Origin of the sequence: Achromobacter sp. ACM04 (assembly GCF_014851465.1) — a bacterium.
In the GTDB taxonomy this organism is placed as follows: domain Bacteria; phylum Pseudomonadota; class Gammaproteobacteria; order Burkholderiales; family Burkholderiaceae_B; genus Achromobacter; species Achromobacter aegrifaciens.
Genome location: NZ_JACUZS010000005.1, coordinates 91,747 through 107,890 on the forward strand (window position 1 = coordinate 91,747; position 16,144 = coordinate 107,890).

The following is a 16,144-nucleotide window of genomic DNA, read 5'->3' on the forward strand; positions in this document are numbered from 1 at the left end:
CGCGCCGCCGGCCCTCCGGCCGGCGCGGACCGCTCTGTCACATCAGGAGGTTTCCCCCATGCGCCGCACCGCAACATTCCTGTTGGCCTTGGCCACCAGCGTGGCGGGGATAGTCCATGCCGCGCCGCCGCCCATGCAAACCGTGGAATCGGTGGACCTGAAGCGTTACGCAGGCATGTGGTACGAAATCGCGAATTTCCCCATGTTCTTCCAGCGCGACTGCGTGGGAGACACCACCGCCGAATACACCGCACATGCCGATGGCACGGTCGGCGTGAACAACCGCTGCCGCACCAAGGATGGCGACATCGATTCGGCCTCGGGCACCGCCACCGTGGTGGAAGGCAGCAACAACGCCAAGCTCGAAGTTTCGTTCTTCAAGCCGTTCAAGGGCGATTACTGGGTGATCGGCCTGGACCCCGAATACCGCTGGTCGGTGGTCGGCACCCCGGACCGGAAATACCTGTGGATCCTGTCGCGCTCGCCGCAGTTGCCCAAGGAAGAACTGGACAAGGCCCTGGATGCGGCCAAGGCCCAAGGCTATCAGCTGGATGAATTGCGGTTCACGCCGCAGAAATAAGACGCGCCGCAGCGCTTAACCGGCGTAGTCCCGCGCCAGCCGCACCACCGTCACGCCCGGCTTCAGCTGGCGCAAGGACGGCATGACCAGCGTGCACTGATCGTACGGCGTCACGATGGGTTGGCCGTCGGCCCAGCCTATCGTCGATCCGGCGTGCTCGAACGTTTCCAACCCGGTCCAGGACTGCGCGAAGCGCAAGTCCATGGATGGCGCGACCACCGCGTCCGTCACTTCCAGCACGCGCTGGTTTTCGGCATCCGGCAACAGCCAGCCCGCCGGCACGTCCGCCGCATCCGCCACGCCCGACTCCAGCAGCATGCGCGCCACCATGTCGCGCGCCACGTCGCGCGCAGCCAGCTCGCCATGGAAACCGCATTCGATCAGCAAGGCGCAGGCGTCTTCTCGGGCGGGATCGCCGAACTGGCCGAAGTCGCGCATGCGCACGCCGTCCTTATGCCCCGCGTCCACGATCACGTGCTGCGGCGCCTTCAGGCGGCGCGCCAGCGCAATGTTGCGCGGCAGGACGCCGGTCAGCAGCAAGGGCGCACCCGGCTCATGCATGGAATGCAGGTCCAGCAGCCAGTCCGCGCGCTCCACCCAGGGACGCAGCTCGGCGCCGCGCCGGCGGTCCGGCGTCGTGGGATTGTCCAGGCGTTCGGCACTCCAGACGCGATTCATGTCTTCGGCGACGAAGCGCGAGGCGTCGTGGTTGGCGTGGTCGAAGCGGTCGAACGCATCCAGATTGCAGAATGCCAGCGTCAGGCTGCCGCGGCGCGGCCGCACGCCCGCCGCCAGCAGGTCCTTCAAGGCCCAGGCGCCGCACAGCTCGTTGCCGTGCACCAGCGCGGACACCATCAACGCGCGCCCCGGAAGGCCTGAATCGAAATGCCACACGCCAGGGGTGCCGGTATTGCCGGCGCGCTCGGCGCTCAGGTCGGGTACGGGAAGCTTGAATTCCATGGATGTCGTCCGCTGCGGTACTAGGGTGTTGCGATGATCCGGTTTCGGATCACTGGGCTTCGATCTTGGCGGCCTTGACCAGCGCGCCGTATTTCCTGGTTTCCTCGGCCTGATAGGCCGCCGGGTCCAGGCCCGGTTGCGACAGCACGCCGCCGGCTTCCTGCATCTTGGCGCGGAACTGCTCCGACTTCAGCGTGTCGGCCAGCGCGCTGCGCAGCTTGGCGGCCACCGGCTCCGGCAAGCCGGCCGGGCCATAGAGCGCGAACCAGACGCTGATGTCCACGGACTCGAACCCCGGGGTTTCCGCCAGGGCCGGCAGGTCCGGCGCCACCGGCGAACGCTTCTTCTCGGTCACGCCCAGCGCCACGATCTTGTCGGCGCGCACTTGCGGCAGGCCCGAGGACAGCACCAGCATGCCGTAGTCCAGTTGACCGCTCATCAAGTCCGTCACCAGCGGCGCCACGCCGCGGTACGGCACGTGCTCGGCGCGCGTGCCGGTCGACTGGTTGATCATCTCGCCGGCCAGGTGCAGGGTCGTGCCCACGCCGGAAGAACCGTAGTTGAAGCTGCCGGGCGCGGAGGCGCGCAGCTTCTGCAGGTATTCGGCGGCGGTCTTCACGCCGGAATTCTTGCTGGCGGCCAGCAGCATGGGCTGCGAGGCGATCACGCCCAGCGGCGAAAAGTCCTTCACGCTGTCGTACTTGACCGCGTTGTTGATCATGCTGGCGATGACCATCTCATTGGTCGAGCCCAGCAGCAGCGTGTAGCCGTCGGGCGCGGCGCGCGCCACGCGCTGCGCGCCGATGGTGCCGCCGGCGCCGCCCACGTTCTCGACCACCACGCTCTGGCCCAGGCGCTTGGCCAGTTCTTCGCCAAACAGGCGCGCGGTCAGGTCCACGCTGCCGCCCGCCGGGTAGCCGACCACCAGAGAAATGGCGCGTTCGGGATACTCGGCGTAGGCGGAAGGCGCCGCGGCCAGCGCCGAGACGGCACAGATAGCGGCGAGCGCGCCGCGCAATGGATGCAGGACGGATTTCATGTTTTCTCCCTGGGGTGCTGAGGCGGACGGCGGCGCCGTCTCATTTAATGTTTCGGGAGCTATTCTCGGGCGTACACCAGGGATATTTCGTGCTGAATCGACACATGGCCGTGCGGATTCGGCACACGCCGGACGCGCGGCTGACGGATTTCACGCCTTGCGACTGGCCGTCGCTTCCCAGGCCGCTTCGGCCAGGTCCGCCAGGCGCGCCCGCGAACGGTACAGCCGCACCTCGAACGAGATTTCCTCGCTACGGCCGCCCAGGGCTGCCAGCGCGCCGCGGCGGCAGTCCGCCGCCACCATGGACCACGGCAGCCAAGCCACGCCCAGCCCCTTGGCGACCGCGCCATGCGCCGCGTCCAGCGAATCGCTGCGCAAGAATGGCGCCAGGGCGTACGGCGTGGCCTCCAGGCGGTCGCCCACAATGCGTTCCATCGCGAGGCCGCCCGCATAGGTGATCAAGGGCACGGACGGACCGCCTTCCTGCAGCACGTAACGGGGCCGGCCGCGGGAATCCGCCTGGCTGACGGGCACGAGCTTGTCTGTGCCCAGGGTCATGTAACGGTAGCGCCCCGGGCTCAGCTGCACCGACAGGGCCGGATGCTCGTAGCAGCACAGCAGGTCCACCCGGCCCTGCTCCAGCCGCGCCGCCATGTCCTGCATCATGCCGGTGGACAATTCGACCTGCGTGCCCTCGGTCAACACCTTGGGCGTGCGGTGGCGCAGGCGCGCGATCCAGTCGGCCACCAACGTGCGGGCCAGGCTGCGGCCGGTGGCGATGCGCAGCACCGCCTCCCCGCCTGCGCCGAAACTGCGGATGCGATGGCGCACCTGCCCCATCTGCTCCACCACCTGCGTCGCGGTCTTGAGCAAGGCCTCGCCTTCGGCGGTCAGGACCACCGGCAGGCGCTGGCGTTCGATCAACGGCGCGCCGGCCCAGGCCTCCAGCGCGCGGATGCGTCGGCCGAACGCCGGATGAGTGACGTGGCGCAGCTCGGCCGCGCGCACGAAGCTGCCGGTCTGCGCCAGGGCAATCAGGTCTTCAAGGAGTTTCAGGTCGGCCATGGACGTCAAGCTTACGCCATCGGCCGGCCGTTCACTTGGCGCCCAGCCCCATCATCGCCAGGGTGGCGCGGGTCAGATCGCTGTCCGGATTTTCCAGTTCATTGACCAGGTCAAAATGATTGCAGTGCGGCGTCGGAATACGGGTGGAGGCCAGCCCCGCAGCATTCCACGCCGCTTCGTACGCCGCCGTCTGGTTCTTGAAACCCTGCGTCTCCAACCCGCCCACGGCCAGCAGCATCGGGCCTGCACGTTCCGGCAGATGGAAGATCGGGCTTTGGTGCGCGGCCTGCTCTGGCGTCAGCTGCAGCCAAGTGTTGGGCAGGATATCGCACAGCGGCCGCAGATCGAACAGCCCGCTCAATGCCAGCGTGCCCTTGATCACGTCGTCCGGCACGCCGTAGCGTGCCTGCCATTCGGGCGCGACCAGCATGCCGGCCAGATGGCCGCCCGCCGAACTGCCGCTGACGTAGATCCGTTCAGGGTCCACGCCATAGGCCGCCACGTTGCGGTACAGCCAGGCCACGGCGGAGCGCACTTCGCGTACCACTTCGCCCAGGGTCGCCTCGGGCACCAGCGTGTATTCCAGGGTAGCCACGGCGGCGCCCGCGGCGTTGAAGGCCTCCGCCATCACGGGCGCGTCTTCCTTGCGCTGCGCGCGCCAATAGCCGCCGTGGATGAACACGAACAGCGGCGCCCGCGCCTGCGAGGCGGCGGGCAGGAACAGGTCCAGCCTTTCATCCTGGCCCATGCCGTAGCGCAGGTCCAGCACGCCCGGGCGGCGCGTGCGCACCCGCGCCGAGGACTCGGCATAGCGGCGCACGCAGGCGTCGAAATCCGGCACCGATTCGCGCGCGTTGTATTGCACCTCGCGCTCGGCGATGGTGGGAAAGAAGAGATCGATGTCGCTGTTATGCATGCCTGGCCTGCGATGTTGGCTGCGATTGGGGCTGGGAGATGATGCGTTCGATGAACTGCGCGGTCTTGCGGTAGTGCGCGGCGAGCATGGCGACCGAGCCTTCCACGTCGCGCGAGATGGCGGCGTCCAACAGCTGGCGGTGCTCGTCGTCGACGTTGCGCTCAGGCCCGTAGGCGGTCGCGCCGGCGCGCGCCGGACGGCGGTAGCGCTCGGTCTGCGCGTAGAGCTGGGTGGACAGGTCCAACAGCCAGTTGGAACGGCACGCGCCGATCAGCGCGTGATGGAACTCCAGGTGGCGCGCCTCCAGCAGCTCGTCCAATTCTTCCGACTGCTCGGCGGCCTGGTCGGCCCGCTGCGCGGCCAGCGTCAGCGCATGGTACGCGCCGACCAGGCGCGTTTCCCAGGCGTCGTCGGCGTTGGCCAGCGAGCGGCGCAGCGCGTCGCAGTCGATCAGGATGCGGGTTTCACAGGCGTCCCACATTTCTTCGACCGACAAGGGCGCGATGCTGAAGCCGCGCGACGTGGTGCTGATGACCATGCGCTCGCTGCGCAGGCGGTTGAGGGCTTCGCGGATGGGAGAGAAGCTGCTGCCGTAGCGCTGCTTCAGCAATTCCAGCCGCAAGGACTGGCCCGGCGCGAAGGCGCCGCGCATGATGTCGCGCCGAAGCAGGCGGTAAACCTGCTCGGACAGCGTGATTTCCTCAATGCCGGCGCTCCCGTCCGATCCGGGATCGTCCTGGCGGGAAGCTTTTATTCTAGGCTTCAAGATGGTCTCCAGATGTCAGCGGCCGGGGCGCGTATCCGCGCACAGGCGGCTCATTCTACCCGCGCGGCCTGTTCATATGCCCAGGTAGCGCTGCGCCAGCTCGGGCTGGGCGGACAGCTCGGCGGGCTGCCCCGACCAGGCCACCCGGCCCTTGTCCACGATGTAGTGGCGGTCCACCAGCGTCGCCATTTCGGGCAGGTTCTTGTCGATCACCAGGATGGTCTGGCCTTCGGCTTTCAGCGCCCGCAGGCAACGCCAGATCTCCTGGCGGATGAGCGGCGCCAGCCCCTCGGTGGCTTCGTCCAGGATCAGGAGCTTGGGGTTGGTCATGAGGGCGCGCCCCACCACCAGCATCTGCTGTTCGCCGCCCGACAGCGTGCGCGACGACTGCCCGCGGCGCTCTTTCAAACGCGGGAACAGCGTGTAGACCCGCTCCAGATCCCATCCGCCCGGCGCGGCGCGCGAGGTCGCCACCAGGTTTTCCTGCACCGTCAGCGAACCGAACACGCGCCGGCCCTCCGGCACCAGCCCCACGCCCAGCCGCGCCACGCTGCTGGGCGCGGAGCGGCCCAGCGTGCGGCCGCGAAACTGCACCGCGCCGCCGGTGGCGGGCAGCATGCCCATCAGGGTCTTGATCGTGGTGGTCTTGCCCATGCCGTTGCGCCCGATCAGCGAGATCACCTCGCCTTCACTGGCCTCGAACGACATGCCGAACAGGACCTTGCTGGACCCGTAGCCGCCAGTCAGCCCTTCAACCTTCAACATGTTCTTCTCCCAGATACGCCGCGCGCACCTCCGGATGGCGGCGCACCTCCTCTGGCGAACCACTGAACACCACGCGGCCGTAGACCAGCACGCTGATGCGGTCGGCCAGCGCGAAGACCGCGTCCATGTCGTGTTCCACCAGCAGGATGCCGTAGTCGCCCTTCATGCCTTGCAAGAGCCGGGTCATGCGCGCCGATTCCTCCGGCCCCATGCCGGCCATGGGCTCGTCCAGCAGCAACAGCCGCGGCGAACGCGCCAGCGCCACCGCCAGCTCCAGCTGCCGTTTCTCGCCGTGCGCCAGGTCCGCCGAACGCACGTGGCGACGGTCCTCCAGCCCCACGTGCGTCAGCCACTGCATGGCCTCGGTCTTCAACGCCGCGTCATGACGCGGATTGGACCAGGCCTGGAAGGCGCGGCCGCTCTTGAGCATGCGCGACAGGATCACGTTCTCCAGCGCGGTGTACTCCTGGCACAGCTCGGTGATCTGGAACGAGCGGCCCAGCCCCAAGCGGGCGCGCTCGAAGGCGCGCAGCGCGGTCACGTCCTGCCCATCCAAATGGATGGTCCCGGAGTCCGGCCGGATCTCGCCGCAGATCTGCGCGATCAGGGTGGACTTGCCCGCGCCGTTGGGGCCGATGATGGCGTGGATCTCGCCGGCGCGCACGTCCAGGTCCACGCCGTTGGTGGCCACCACCGCGTCGAAAGCCTTGCGCAGCTGCGTCAGGCGCAACAGGCTGGCGCTTGCGTCAGTCGGCATGGCGCGTCTCCAGCAGCTTTCCGAACAGGCCCTTCTGGCCCCACAGCACCACCAGCACCAGGATCGGCCCCATGTACAGCAGCCAGTGCTCGGTCAGGGACGACAACATCTGCTCCAGCCCCAGGAATACCGCCGCGCCCGCGATCGGCCCGAGCAAGGTGCCCACGCCGCCCAGGATGACGATGGCCATGAGTTCGCCGGACTTGGTCCAGGCCGCCATGTCGGGCGTCACCAGCCCGGCATAGTTGGCCCACAGCACGCCGGCCAGCCCCGTGCCCACCGCCGACAGCACGAAGGCGCTGAGCCGGTACGGCGTGGGCGCCACGCCCAGGTTGATGGCGCGCCGCTCGCTCTGGCGCAGCGCCTGCAGCACCATGCCGAAGCGCGAGTTGGTCACGCGGATGCACAGCAGCGTCCACAGGGTCAGCAGTGCCAGGCACAGGTAGTAGAAAACCATGGGGCTTTCCAGATTGATGCCCGGCAGCTCATTGCGCTGCGGAATCATCAGGCCATCGTCCCCGCCGTAGAACTGCAGCGACACCAGCACGAAGTACACCATCTGGCCGAACGCCAGCGTGATCATGATGAACTGCACGCCGCGCGTGCGCAGCGCCAGATAGCCGAACAGCCAGCCGGCCAACGCGCACACGATGAGCGCTATCGGCCACACCACCAGCGCCGCGTTGCTGCCAGCCCAGCCGAAGATCGGACCGGCTTCCGAAGTATGGAAGGCAATGATGCCGACCGCATAGCCGCCCAGCCCGAAGAACATGGCATGGCCGAAACTGACCATGGCGCCGTAGCCGATCACCAGGTCCAGGCTGACCGCGGCCAGGCCGTAGATCAGAAAGCGCGTCACCACGCCGATCAGGAACGGCGAACCCGAGGCCAGCGCCGCAGCCGGCAGCAGGATCAGCACCGCCAGGCCGCCCAGCCCCCAGCGGGCGCGGTTCGTAAGTGTGTATGCCATCTTCATCCTCGCGCCGGGAACAGCCCGCCCGGCTTGGCGATCAGCACGATCGCCATCAGTACATAAATGCTTGCCGAAGCCATGCCTGCGGCCAGCGGGTCCGCGGTGGCGGGCGAGAACATCGTCGACAGCAGCTGCGGCAGGAACGCGCGCCCCAGGCTGTCCACCATGCCCACCAGCAAGGCGCCTGCCAGGGCGCCGCGCACCGAACCGACCCCGCCGATCACGATGACCACGAAGGTGGTGATCAGGATGCGTTCGCCCATGCCGATTTCCACCGCCAGCAAGGGCGCGGCCATCACGCCGGCCAGCCCGCACAGCAAGGCGCCCAGGCCAAACACCAGCGTGTAGAGCTTGCGGATGTCTATGCCCAACGCGTCGACCATCTCGCGGTCGTCGGCGCCCGCGCGGATCAGCATGCCGATGCGCGTGCGGTTGACCAGCCACCACAGGCCCACCGCCACCAGCGCGCCAATGGCGATGAACGACAGGCGGATCAGCGGATACTGGAATCCCGGCGCCAACGTCACCGCGCCTTCCAGGAAGCTTGGGATGCCCACCAGCGGCGGACGCCGGCCGAAGATCAGGCTGACCGCTTCGTTCGAGAACAGCAGCAGGCCGAAGGTGGCCAGGACCTGGTACAGGTGATCCCGCTTGTACAGCTTGCGTATCACCACCACTTCGACCGAAATGCCGTACAGGCCCGCCCCCAGCAGCGCCGCCAGCACGCCCGCGAGGAACGAGCCGGTGGTGCCGATGGCGTACGCCGCGCAGTAGGCGCCCACCATGTAGAACGAGCCATGCGTCAGGTTGACCACGCCCATGATGCCGAAGATCAGCGTCAGTCCGGCTGCCAGCATGAACAGCATGGCGCCGAACTGCAGCCCGTTGAGCAGCTGTTCAAACAGGAGCGTCATGACGGCATCTTGCAGAGTTGCGCGTAGGCGTCCTTGTCATCGGACACCAGCTTGCGGACCAGCTTCGGCGACAGGCTGCCGTCGCTGCCTTTCTCGATGCGCATCAGGTACAGATCCTGGATCGGATGCTGGTTGGTGTTCATGCTGAACTTGCCGCGCAGCGACGTGAACTCGGGCTTGCGCAGCGCGGCTCGAAACTCAGCCGCCTTGGACAGGTCGCCGCCGGTAGCCTTCAGGCCCGCGCCAATCAGCTGCGCGGTGTCGTAGGCCTGCATGGCGTAGTCCGTCGGCACACGGCCGTAGGCGTGCTTGAACGCTTGCACGAAGGCCTTGGATTGCGCGTTGTCGAAGTCCTGCGACCAGATGCCGGTGATGTAGGCGCCGGCCGACGCGTCACCCGTGGCCTGGATCATGCGCGCATCCATCGAGAAGCTGGGCATCAGCATCGGGATGCTCTTGTTCAGCCCGGCCGCCGCGTACTGCTTGACGAAGTTGATGCCCGTGCCGCCCGGATGGAACTGATAGATGGCGTCGGGCGCCAGCGAACGCAGGCGCGCCAGCTCGACCGAGAAGTCCGACTGGTCGAGCTTGGTGTAGATTTCGGCGACCACTTCGCCCTTGTAGGTGCGCTTGAAGCCTTCGATGGCGTCGCGGCCCGCCTGGTAGTTGGGCGCCAGCAGCACGACCTTCTTGTATCCCAGTTCGTTGGCCGCCACGCCGCCGGCCGTATGGAAGGCGTCGTTCTGGTAGGACGCCACGAAGTAATTGGGATCGCACTTTTCGCCCGCGAAGTTCGACGGGCCGGGATTCAGGCTGACATAGAAGGCGCCGGACTTCACCACGCTGGGCACGACCGCTGCCAGCACGTTGGAGAAGTTCACGCCGGTATAGAGCTTGACGCCCGATTGCAGCAGGCGGTCGGCCGCCTGCTTGGCGTTGGCGGGCTTCAGGCCGTCGTCCTCGATCACCAGCTGCACGGGCACGCCGCCCAGCTTGCCGCCGCCCTGCTTGATGGCCAGGTTGAACGCATCGCGCTCGTCCTCGCCGATGTAGCCCGCCGGCGTGGACAAGGTGGCGATAAAGCCGATCTTGACCGGTTCCGCGGCATGGGCCGCTCCCATGGACGCCGCGGCGCCCAGCGCGACGGACAACGCGCCGCCCAGTATCTGTTTCTTGATCATGTTTTTCCCCTTGGAGACTGCGTTGCCCGCCGCGGCGCGGCCAGGCGTTTTCTAGACCGCCACCACCGGATGGCGCAGCGTGCCGATGCCTTCGACGCAGGCCACCACCACGTCGCCAGGCCACAGCCATTCCTGCGGCTTGCGGCCCGCGCCCACGCCTTCAGGCGTGCCGGTGGCGATGATGTCGCCCGGCTCCAGCGTGATGCCCGCGCTGATGTCCGAGATCAGGAACGGCACCTTGAACAGCATGTGGCGCGTGTTCGAGCCCTGCTTCTTCTCGCCATTGACCGTCAGCCACAGATCCAGCACCTGCGGATCCGGGATCTCGTCGGCGGTCACGATGCACGGGCCGAAGGGCGCATAGGTGTCCTGGCCCTTGGAATAGATCCACTGGCCGGCGCGGCGGCAATCGCGCGCGCTCATGTCCAGCATCACGCTGTAGCCGAACACATAGGACAGCGCATCGGCTTCGGCCACGCGCGAGGCGCGGCGGCCCATGATCACGGCCAGCTCCACTTCCCAGTCCAGCTGCTGCGTGATCTTGGCGTTGTGCTCGATGGCGTCGCCCGGGCCGATGACGGTGGTGGGCGGCTTGGAGAAGATCACCGGCTGCTTGGGCAGGTCGGCCGAGGTATCCAGCGTACGGCTGGATTCCGCCACGTGCTCCACGTAATTCAGCCCGATGCCGAAGATGTTCTTGCGCGGACGCGGAATCGGCGCCAGCAGCTTGACGTTTTCCTGCGGCAGCGCGCTGCCCACGGGCCAGTTGCCGCGGTAAGACTCCATCAGCTTGCTGGCCTGCGCCACCGCCACGGGGCCCAGGTCGATGAAAGCCAGCATGTCGTCGGGCAGGTCCACGCCGCCTGCGCGGCCCAGCAGGGCCAGGTCAATCACATAGCCTTCGGCCAGCGCGCCCAGGCGGGCAGCGGCGGTGGGATGGGCGCGAAAAGTTACCAAGCGCATAAGAACTCCATAAATTCAGGACGAGTTGAGTCAGGCGCGCGGGCCCGGCCCGCGCGGCGGATGAAAAATTCAAGAGGGATCGGGCAGCGCTAGATCAGCACTTGATGGCCGTCGTTTTCCTTGACCGCTTCTTCGCGGTAAAGCGCCAGCGCGCGCATCACGGGCAGGTCGTTGAAGCTGAACAGGCAGGCGTCGTCGTTCGATGAAAGATTGACGTGTTCATGGATGGCCCACGAGGGCACGCAGAAGATGTCGCGTTCGGTCCAGTCGTAGCGCTTGCCGTCGATGATGGAATAGCCACTGCCCTTGGCCACCTGGTAGATGAAGCTGCCGGTATGGCGATGGGCCTTGGTGTGCTCGCCGGGCCGCAGCAGCTGCATGCTGGCGCCGATGGTGGGCATGACCGGGCCGCCCGTGGCCGGGTTGACGTATTCGAGCAGGATGCCGTCGTAGGGGCTGCCGGCGGTAGTGCGCGCATAGCGGCGCAGCGCCTCGTAGGTGGGCTCCCATTCGTACTTGAAGAGCGGCGAATACGGCTTGGTCCAACCGGACACCTGAGGCCGTAGCGCCGGGTTGGCCCAGGCGGCGGTGGTGTCGTCCACCGGATAGGTCACAGTCTGGTTCAGGTCCGGATGCACGGCATAGAAACCGGCCTCCATGGCGTTGACCAGCGGAATGTCCAGGCCGTCCTGCCAGATGCAGGTAGTGCCGTCTTCGGCCACGCCGTGCTCGTGCCAGGTGCCATTGGGCGTCAGCACGAAATCGTTCGCGCCCAGTGTCATCTTGTGGCCGTCGACCACGGTGAAGGCGCCCCGCCCTTCCATGATGAAGCGCAGCGCCGAATGCGAATGCTTGTGGGCGGAAGCCAGTTCGCCCGGCTTCATGACCTGCAGGCCCGAATACAGCCAGCCCACGGCGGCGGCCACGTCGCGCCGGCCCGGGTTGTTCAGGTAGATCACGCGCCGGCCTGCCTCTTCGGGCGAAACCAGCTCGGAAGAACGCAGCACGTGGCCGCGCAGGTCCTGGTAGCGCCACACCACCGGCACCGAGGCCGACCGCGGCGCCCACGGTTCGATCTTGTTCGCCACCGTCCACAGGGCGCCGGTCTCCAGGCGGGCCAGCTCCTGGTAGTAGGCGATGAGCTCGGGCGAGTCGGCCACATTGGCGCGGCCTATGGTGTCCTCGCGGTACGCGTCATAGCGGTTCGCTTCCATCCCTTGCCTCTTTTTATAAAAATTTAAATATTTTCGAAAATAATAGAGGTCGGCGGAAAATCGGGCAATGAATGCGCGCTAGGGGTTTTCCCAGGCTGATTGAAAATTGTTGGCGCGGTGTCAAACAATACTGTACAAAAATACAGTACAACGTGATACATTTCGCTCGCCCAAAAACTGTCGTCCAGGAGAACCCTGTGTCAGAAGCTGCCCATCTCGTTCAGTACATCGTCGTTCCCTACCGCGCCGCCGCCGATGGCGTCGCGCCTGGTGAAATCCGCGCCGCCAGCAGCGAGTTCGGCGCCATCCGCATCGCCAACTCCATGGCCTCCAAGTTCGCCGGCGTTGCCGCCTACGAAGTGCTGGTGGACAAGGAAACCGGCGACATGGAATCGCCGCGCATCCTCGCCCAGATCGGGACCGTACCGGCGTTGGACGATTGAACGCGTATCCACCGTGCCGGGCCCAATTCGGCCCGGCGACGACGCCTGGTCGTCAACGAGCCAGGTTATGAATTTTCTTTGATTTGAATAAGTATTTTCTAGCTTCATTAACGCAAGGATGTCCGGCAGCATGCGGGGTTGCGCGCAATTCGCCCACCCACTCTTGCCACCAAGAAGCAGCATGATCCGCCGACTCCCCTTGCACGGTTCCGCCATTGCCGGGCTTCTGTTCCTTGCTTGCGCGCTGACGCCCGCTGCGCACGCGGCCGAATCCCCCGACTGGCCAAGCAGACCCGTGACGCTGGTGGTGCCTTTCCCCCCCGGCGGCGGCAATGATGCAGTGGCCCGGCAGATCGCCGGCCCGGTGGGCCAGGCACTGGGCCAGCCGCTGGTCATCGAAAACCGGCCGGGCGCGGGAGGCACTATAGGCTCGGCGGCCGTCGCCCGGGCACGCCCCGATGGATATACCCTGCTGCTCTGCTCCACCAGCAGCCTGGTCATGGCGACAGCGCTTTATCCCGGCTTGCCGTACCGCGTCGAGGATCTGGCTCCCGTCGTCCACATCGCCGATACGCCGACGATCTGGGTGGCCGATCCGGCCGTATCTGCCAACAATCTCCGGGAATTCATCGCGGCGGCCAAACAGGCGCCCGGCAAATACGGCTACGCCTCGGGCGGCAAGAACACCATGCCCCACCTTGCGGGCCAGACAGTCAGCGCGCGCCATGGCCTGGACATGCTGCATGTGCCCTACCGCGGATCCACGCCGGCTTATGCGGATCTCGCCACGGGGCGCGTGAACGTGATGATGGACAGCATCATTTCAGCGTTGCCCTTTATCGAGTCTGGCCGTGTCAAGGGATTGGCCGTCAGCACGGATCAGCGCCTGCCGCAGATGCCGTCCGTACCGACCTTGGCCGAACAGGGCCTGGACGATTTGGGCTTCGAAGGCTGGGTCGGCATTTGCGCGCCGCGCGACACCCCGCCCGAGATCACCGCCAAGGTCGCCCGCAGCGCGCAGCTGGCCTTGGCCCAACTCGCGTTGCGGGAAACATTCGCCAGGCAGATTGCGGAACCGGTAGGAGACGGCCCCGAAGCGTTTGCGCAGACGATACAGCGCGATGCCATCGCGTGGCGGCAGATCATCGCGGCGTCCCCCAACGAACCGGACTGAGGGGCAGACAGCGCAGACCGAAGCCCGGCTGCGCTCAGGCGGCAAAAGTTGTCTCGTCCGCCACGCCATCCGAGACCAGCCGCGCTACCTCGCAAATGCAGTCGGCCATGGCTGCGCGCAACGGAATCGCAGGCTGGTCGACATAGGCGGCGAAGTAGGTCTGCTTCGGAAAGGGCCTGGGAAATGGCAGCCGCACCAGCTTTCCCGAATCGAGTTCGCCGCGGATGAGTTCGAGCGGCAGTACCGCGTAGCCCGCACCCGCAACGGCCAGCCGCAGCATGACCGTCAGCGACCTCACGACGATCAACTTGAAGCCTTGCATCTGCGGAGAGGAGAAATAGCTGGCAATCGAGGAGTACAGCAGCGAATCCACCGGATAGGACAGCAGAGGCAGCCGCTTCAACTGATTCATCGACGGCTCGACCTCGCCGCGCATCAGGCTCGGGCTGCAGACCCAGACGTAATCCAGCCCCAGCAATTGCCGGTTGACCACCGTCGGCTCTTCGATGCTGCCCAGCAACAGTCCGATGTCGAGCGCCCCCCCAAGCAATTGCTGCCGTATATCCGTACTGGTCAACGATTGCAGGTGCACGGTGACGTTCGGCCATTGTCTGCTCAAGGCGGCGGCCATAGGCTCGAGTATGGCTTCCGCGACGGTTCCGCTCAGGCCGATGCTGATCTGGGTAAGCCGTACGTCCGTGGTCGCGAACCGGCTGGTGAAGGCTCTCGCATGAGCCAGCAGTTCTTCCGCGGGTCCAAGCATTTCAGCGCCGACTGGCGTCAAGCTCAGTTGCTTGCCCTTCTCCCGCACAAAGACCCTCACCCCCAGTTCTTCCTCGAAGGCTGCGATGCGGGCAGAGATGGCCGCCTGGGACGCGTGCAGTTCTTCCGCGGCCAAGGTCATTTTCTTGAGCCTGGCGGCTCGGACAAACGTTTCCAGAAACCGGAGATTCATGCGTGGATATCCTAAGCCTGAGACGCAACCCAAGTCCCCGGCCGGCATCAGGACAATCCGCCAGGAATGGGATAGGCCATCAGAATCAGAATCTGCAGGGAGCTGGGCTTCGTTGTTGCGATGCTGCAATGCATCAAAATGCTGACTGGATTAGCCAGCAAACGCTGATTCCAGAAAAAAATACGGCCGGTCAACCCATTTTTTTCGTGGACCGCAGACGCGGGTGGCGACCTGCGGATCTGAACACAAAGCGGGAGACAAGGCTCCCGCTCATAATCCCAAGCAATTGATTTTAACGAATTTTCCGAGATTTCCACATAAATGGACCCTATCAGAACTTCGTGTTTTTTTGTGTGCTTCAACCTTGTAAGAGTTTGCCAATCGACGCGGGATCAGGATGCTGGATAATCGAAATATTCCGCGTGTTTCACTGCAACAAAATTAATCCACATTGCCGTCGCCCAGACGGGCGCATACCTGGTCAGATCCAGTACCTGCGGGTAGACAGCCGCGTATGGCGCTGGAACGTCTGCACAGGATCGGTTGTTCAAATTGTGAAGAATCGGCAATAAACAATCGTTGCCTGAATTTGAAATCCGCCACGCGCAGAGGCAATCAAACGTTTCCGATCCAGCGCCTGCCATCGTCCGCCCGCGTTCTGCCAGGCAGTGATGATCCAGTTAAGTCAGCGCGATGCCGCCGTCGACGCGCAGATTGACCCCGGTAATGAACCCGCCGTCGTCCGAAGCGAGAAACAATGCGGCGCGCGCCAATTCCGCAGATTGCGCCAGCCGCCCAAGCGGAATCAATGAGGCCATGCCCTGTTCGAATGCGGGCCGATGCGCCGCGCCCACGCCCAGCTTTTCCAGAATGGGCGTATCCGTAGGACCGGGGCTCAATACGTTGAAACGAATCTTGCGCGACTTGAATTCCAGCGCCCAGGCGCGCGCAAACGCCTCGATGGCGGCTTTGGAGCCGGCATAGACCGCATGGTTTTCCAGCACTTTGGCGCTGGCGATGGAGCCAGTGATGATGATGGAACCACCGTCGCGCACCAGCGGCAGGACCTTGGTGACGCCGAAGAACACGGCGCGCGTGTTGGTGTCGAACTGGACGTCATAGCTGTCCACGCTTACCGCGGTCGAAGGCTCGATGTTATTCATGCCGGCGTTGGCCATGTAGATGTCGACGGCGCCGAACCGTTCACGGACTTCTGCCGCCACGCGGTCATGCGTGGCCAGGTCGGCAACGTCCCCAACCATGCCGAAGGCGGACGCTCCAAGTTGCGCCACCGCCGCGTCGACGGCATCTTTCCTGCGCCCGAGGATGGCCACGCGCGCGCCTTCGGCAATGAAGGCCTCGGCCGCGGCATAGCCTATGCCGCTGTTGCCGCCGGTGACGACGGCAGTCTTGCCCAACAGTTTTTTCATGATGATGTTCCTTCGTACAGGTAAGACGCCGGCCGACGCGACAGGCCTC

Annotated in this window: 17 protein-coding genes; 3 read left to right on the forward strand and 14 right to left on the reverse strand. The window is 65.6% G+C overall.

All coding sequences use genetic code 11. From position 1 onward, the window contains the following. Window positions 1-58 precede the first annotated feature (58 nt). On the forward strand, window positions 59-580 hold the full coding sequence (locus tag IB259_RS25760; RefSeq protein WP_054455046.1) for a lipocalin family protein: 522 nt from the start codon (window positions 59-61) through the stop codon (window positions 578-580). 15 nt (window positions 581-595) lie between these two features. Here the strand turns inward: IB259_RS25760 and IB259_RS25765 are convergent, their stop codons facing one another. The 12 genes from IB259_RS25765 to IB259_RS25820 form a co-directional block, all read right to left on the reverse strand. Next, entirely contained in the window at window positions 596-1,540 is a 945-nt protein-coding gene (locus tag IB259_RS25765; RefSeq protein ID WP_192330459.1) for a succinylglutamate desuccinylase/aspartoacylase family protein, read from the reverse strand. A 49-nt stretch (window positions 1,541-1,589) separates the two neighbouring features. Continuing rightward, entirely contained in the window at window positions 1,590-2,579 is a 990-nt protein-coding gene (locus IB259_RS25770; protein WP_192330461.1) for a tripartite tricarboxylate transporter substrate binding protein, read from the reverse strand. 150 nt (window positions 2,580-2,729) lie between these two features. Beyond that, on the reverse strand, window positions 2,730-3,644 hold the full coding sequence (locus IB259_RS25775; protein WP_013391216.1) for a LysR family transcriptional regulator: 915 nt from the start codon (window positions 3,642-3,644) through the stop codon (window positions 2,730-2,732). Window positions 3,645-3,675: 31 nt separating this feature from the next. Beyond that, window positions 3,676-4,560 (reverse strand): alpha/beta hydrolase, encoded by an 885-nt coding sequence (locus IB259_RS25780; protein ID WP_054455052.1) that lies wholly within the window; start codon window positions 4,558-4,560, stop codon window positions 3,676-3,678. Continuing rightward, a complete protein-coding gene (locus IB259_RS25785) occupies window positions 4,553-5,326 on the reverse strand; it encodes a GntR family transcriptional regulator (RefSeq protein ID WP_192330463.1) in 774 nt (257 codons plus the stop codon). The genes IB259_RS25780 and IB259_RS25785 overlap by 8 nt, the downstream gene beginning before the upstream one ends. Window positions 5,327-5,398: 72 nt before the next feature. Next, window positions 5,399-6,091, reverse strand: a complete 693-nt coding sequence (locus tag IB259_RS25790; RefSeq protein WP_054455055.1) for an ABC transporter ATP-binding protein — start codon at window positions 6,089-6,091, stop codon at window positions 5,399-5,401. Then, window positions 6,078-6,848, reverse strand: a complete 771-nt coding sequence (locus IB259_RS25795; RefSeq protein ID WP_175180433.1) for an ABC transporter ATP-binding protein — start codon at window positions 6,846-6,848, stop codon at window positions 6,078-6,080. Before IB259_RS25795 ends, IB259_RS25790 begins: the two co-directional genes overlap by 14 nt. Beyond that, window positions 6,838-7,824, reverse strand: coding sequence for a branched-chain amino acid ABC transporter permease (locus tag IB259_RS25800; RefSeq protein ID WP_054455058.1), 987 nt, complete (start codon window positions 7,822-7,824; stop codon window positions 6,838-6,840). Before IB259_RS25800 ends, IB259_RS25795 begins: the two co-directional genes overlap by 11 nt. Then, the gene (locus IB259_RS25805) at window positions 7,821-8,735 is read right to left on the reverse strand and encodes a branched-chain amino acid ABC transporter permease (RefSeq protein WP_054455060.1); all 915 of its coding nucleotides are present in this window, start codon (window positions 8,733-8,735) and stop codon (window positions 7,821-7,823) included. The genes IB259_RS25800 and IB259_RS25805 overlap by 4 nt, the downstream gene beginning before the upstream one ends. Continuing rightward, the gene (locus IB259_RS25810) at window positions 8,732-9,916 is read right to left on the reverse strand and encodes an ABC transporter substrate-binding protein (protein WP_192330465.1); all 1,185 of its coding nucleotides are present in this window, start codon (window positions 9,914-9,916) and stop codon (window positions 8,732-8,734) included. The genes IB259_RS25805 and IB259_RS25810 overlap by 4 nt, the downstream gene beginning before the upstream one ends. Window positions 9,917-9,967: 51 nt before the next feature. Further along, window positions 9,968-10,879 carry a fumarylacetoacetate hydrolase family protein gene (locus tag IB259_RS25815; protein WP_192330467.1) on the reverse strand — a complete coding sequence of 304 codons (912 nt, stop codon included), beginning with the start codon at window positions 10,877-10,879 and terminating at the stop codon, window positions 9,968-9,970. Window positions 10,880-10,968: 89 nt separating this feature from the next. Next, window positions 10,969-12,093 carry a cupin domain-containing protein gene (locus tag IB259_RS25820; RefSeq protein ID WP_054455064.1) on the reverse strand — a complete coding sequence of 375 codons (1,125 nt, stop codon included), beginning with the start codon at window positions 12,091-12,093 and terminating at the stop codon, window positions 10,969-10,971. A gap of 197 nt (window positions 12,094-12,290) precedes the next feature. Between IB259_RS25820 and IB259_RS25825 the strand changes: the two genes are divergently transcribed. Both IB259_RS25825 and IB259_RS25830 read left to right on the forward strand, forming a co-directional pair. Next, entirely contained in the window at window positions 12,291-12,536 is a 246-nt protein-coding gene (locus IB259_RS25825) for a hypothetical protein (RefSeq protein ID WP_054455066.1), read from the forward strand. Window positions 12,537-12,717: 181 nt separating this feature from the next. Further along, entirely contained in the window at window positions 12,718-13,710 is a 993-nt protein-coding gene (locus IB259_RS25830) for a tripartite tricarboxylate transporter substrate binding protein (RefSeq protein ID WP_225596944.1), read from the forward strand. A 34-nt stretch (window positions 13,711-13,744) separates the two neighbouring features. Here IB259_RS25830 and IB259_RS25835 read toward each other — a convergent pair whose 3' ends face one another. Together IB259_RS25835 and IB259_RS25840 are read right to left on the reverse strand one after the other, a co-directional pair. Further along, window positions 13,745-14,665: a LysR family transcriptional regulator gene (locus tag IB259_RS25835; RefSeq protein ID WP_166738350.1), complete on the reverse strand. Its 921-nt coding sequence runs from the start codon at window positions 14,663-14,665 to the stop codon at window positions 13,745-13,747. Between the two features lie 680 nt (window positions 14,666-15,345). Beyond that, window positions 15,346-16,095 carry an SDR family NAD(P)-dependent oxidoreductase gene (locus IB259_RS25840; protein WP_054455070.1) on the reverse strand — a complete coding sequence of 250 codons (750 nt, stop codon included), beginning with the start codon at window positions 16,093-16,095 and terminating at the stop codon, window positions 15,346-15,348. Window positions 16,096-16,144 lie beyond the last annotated feature (49 nt).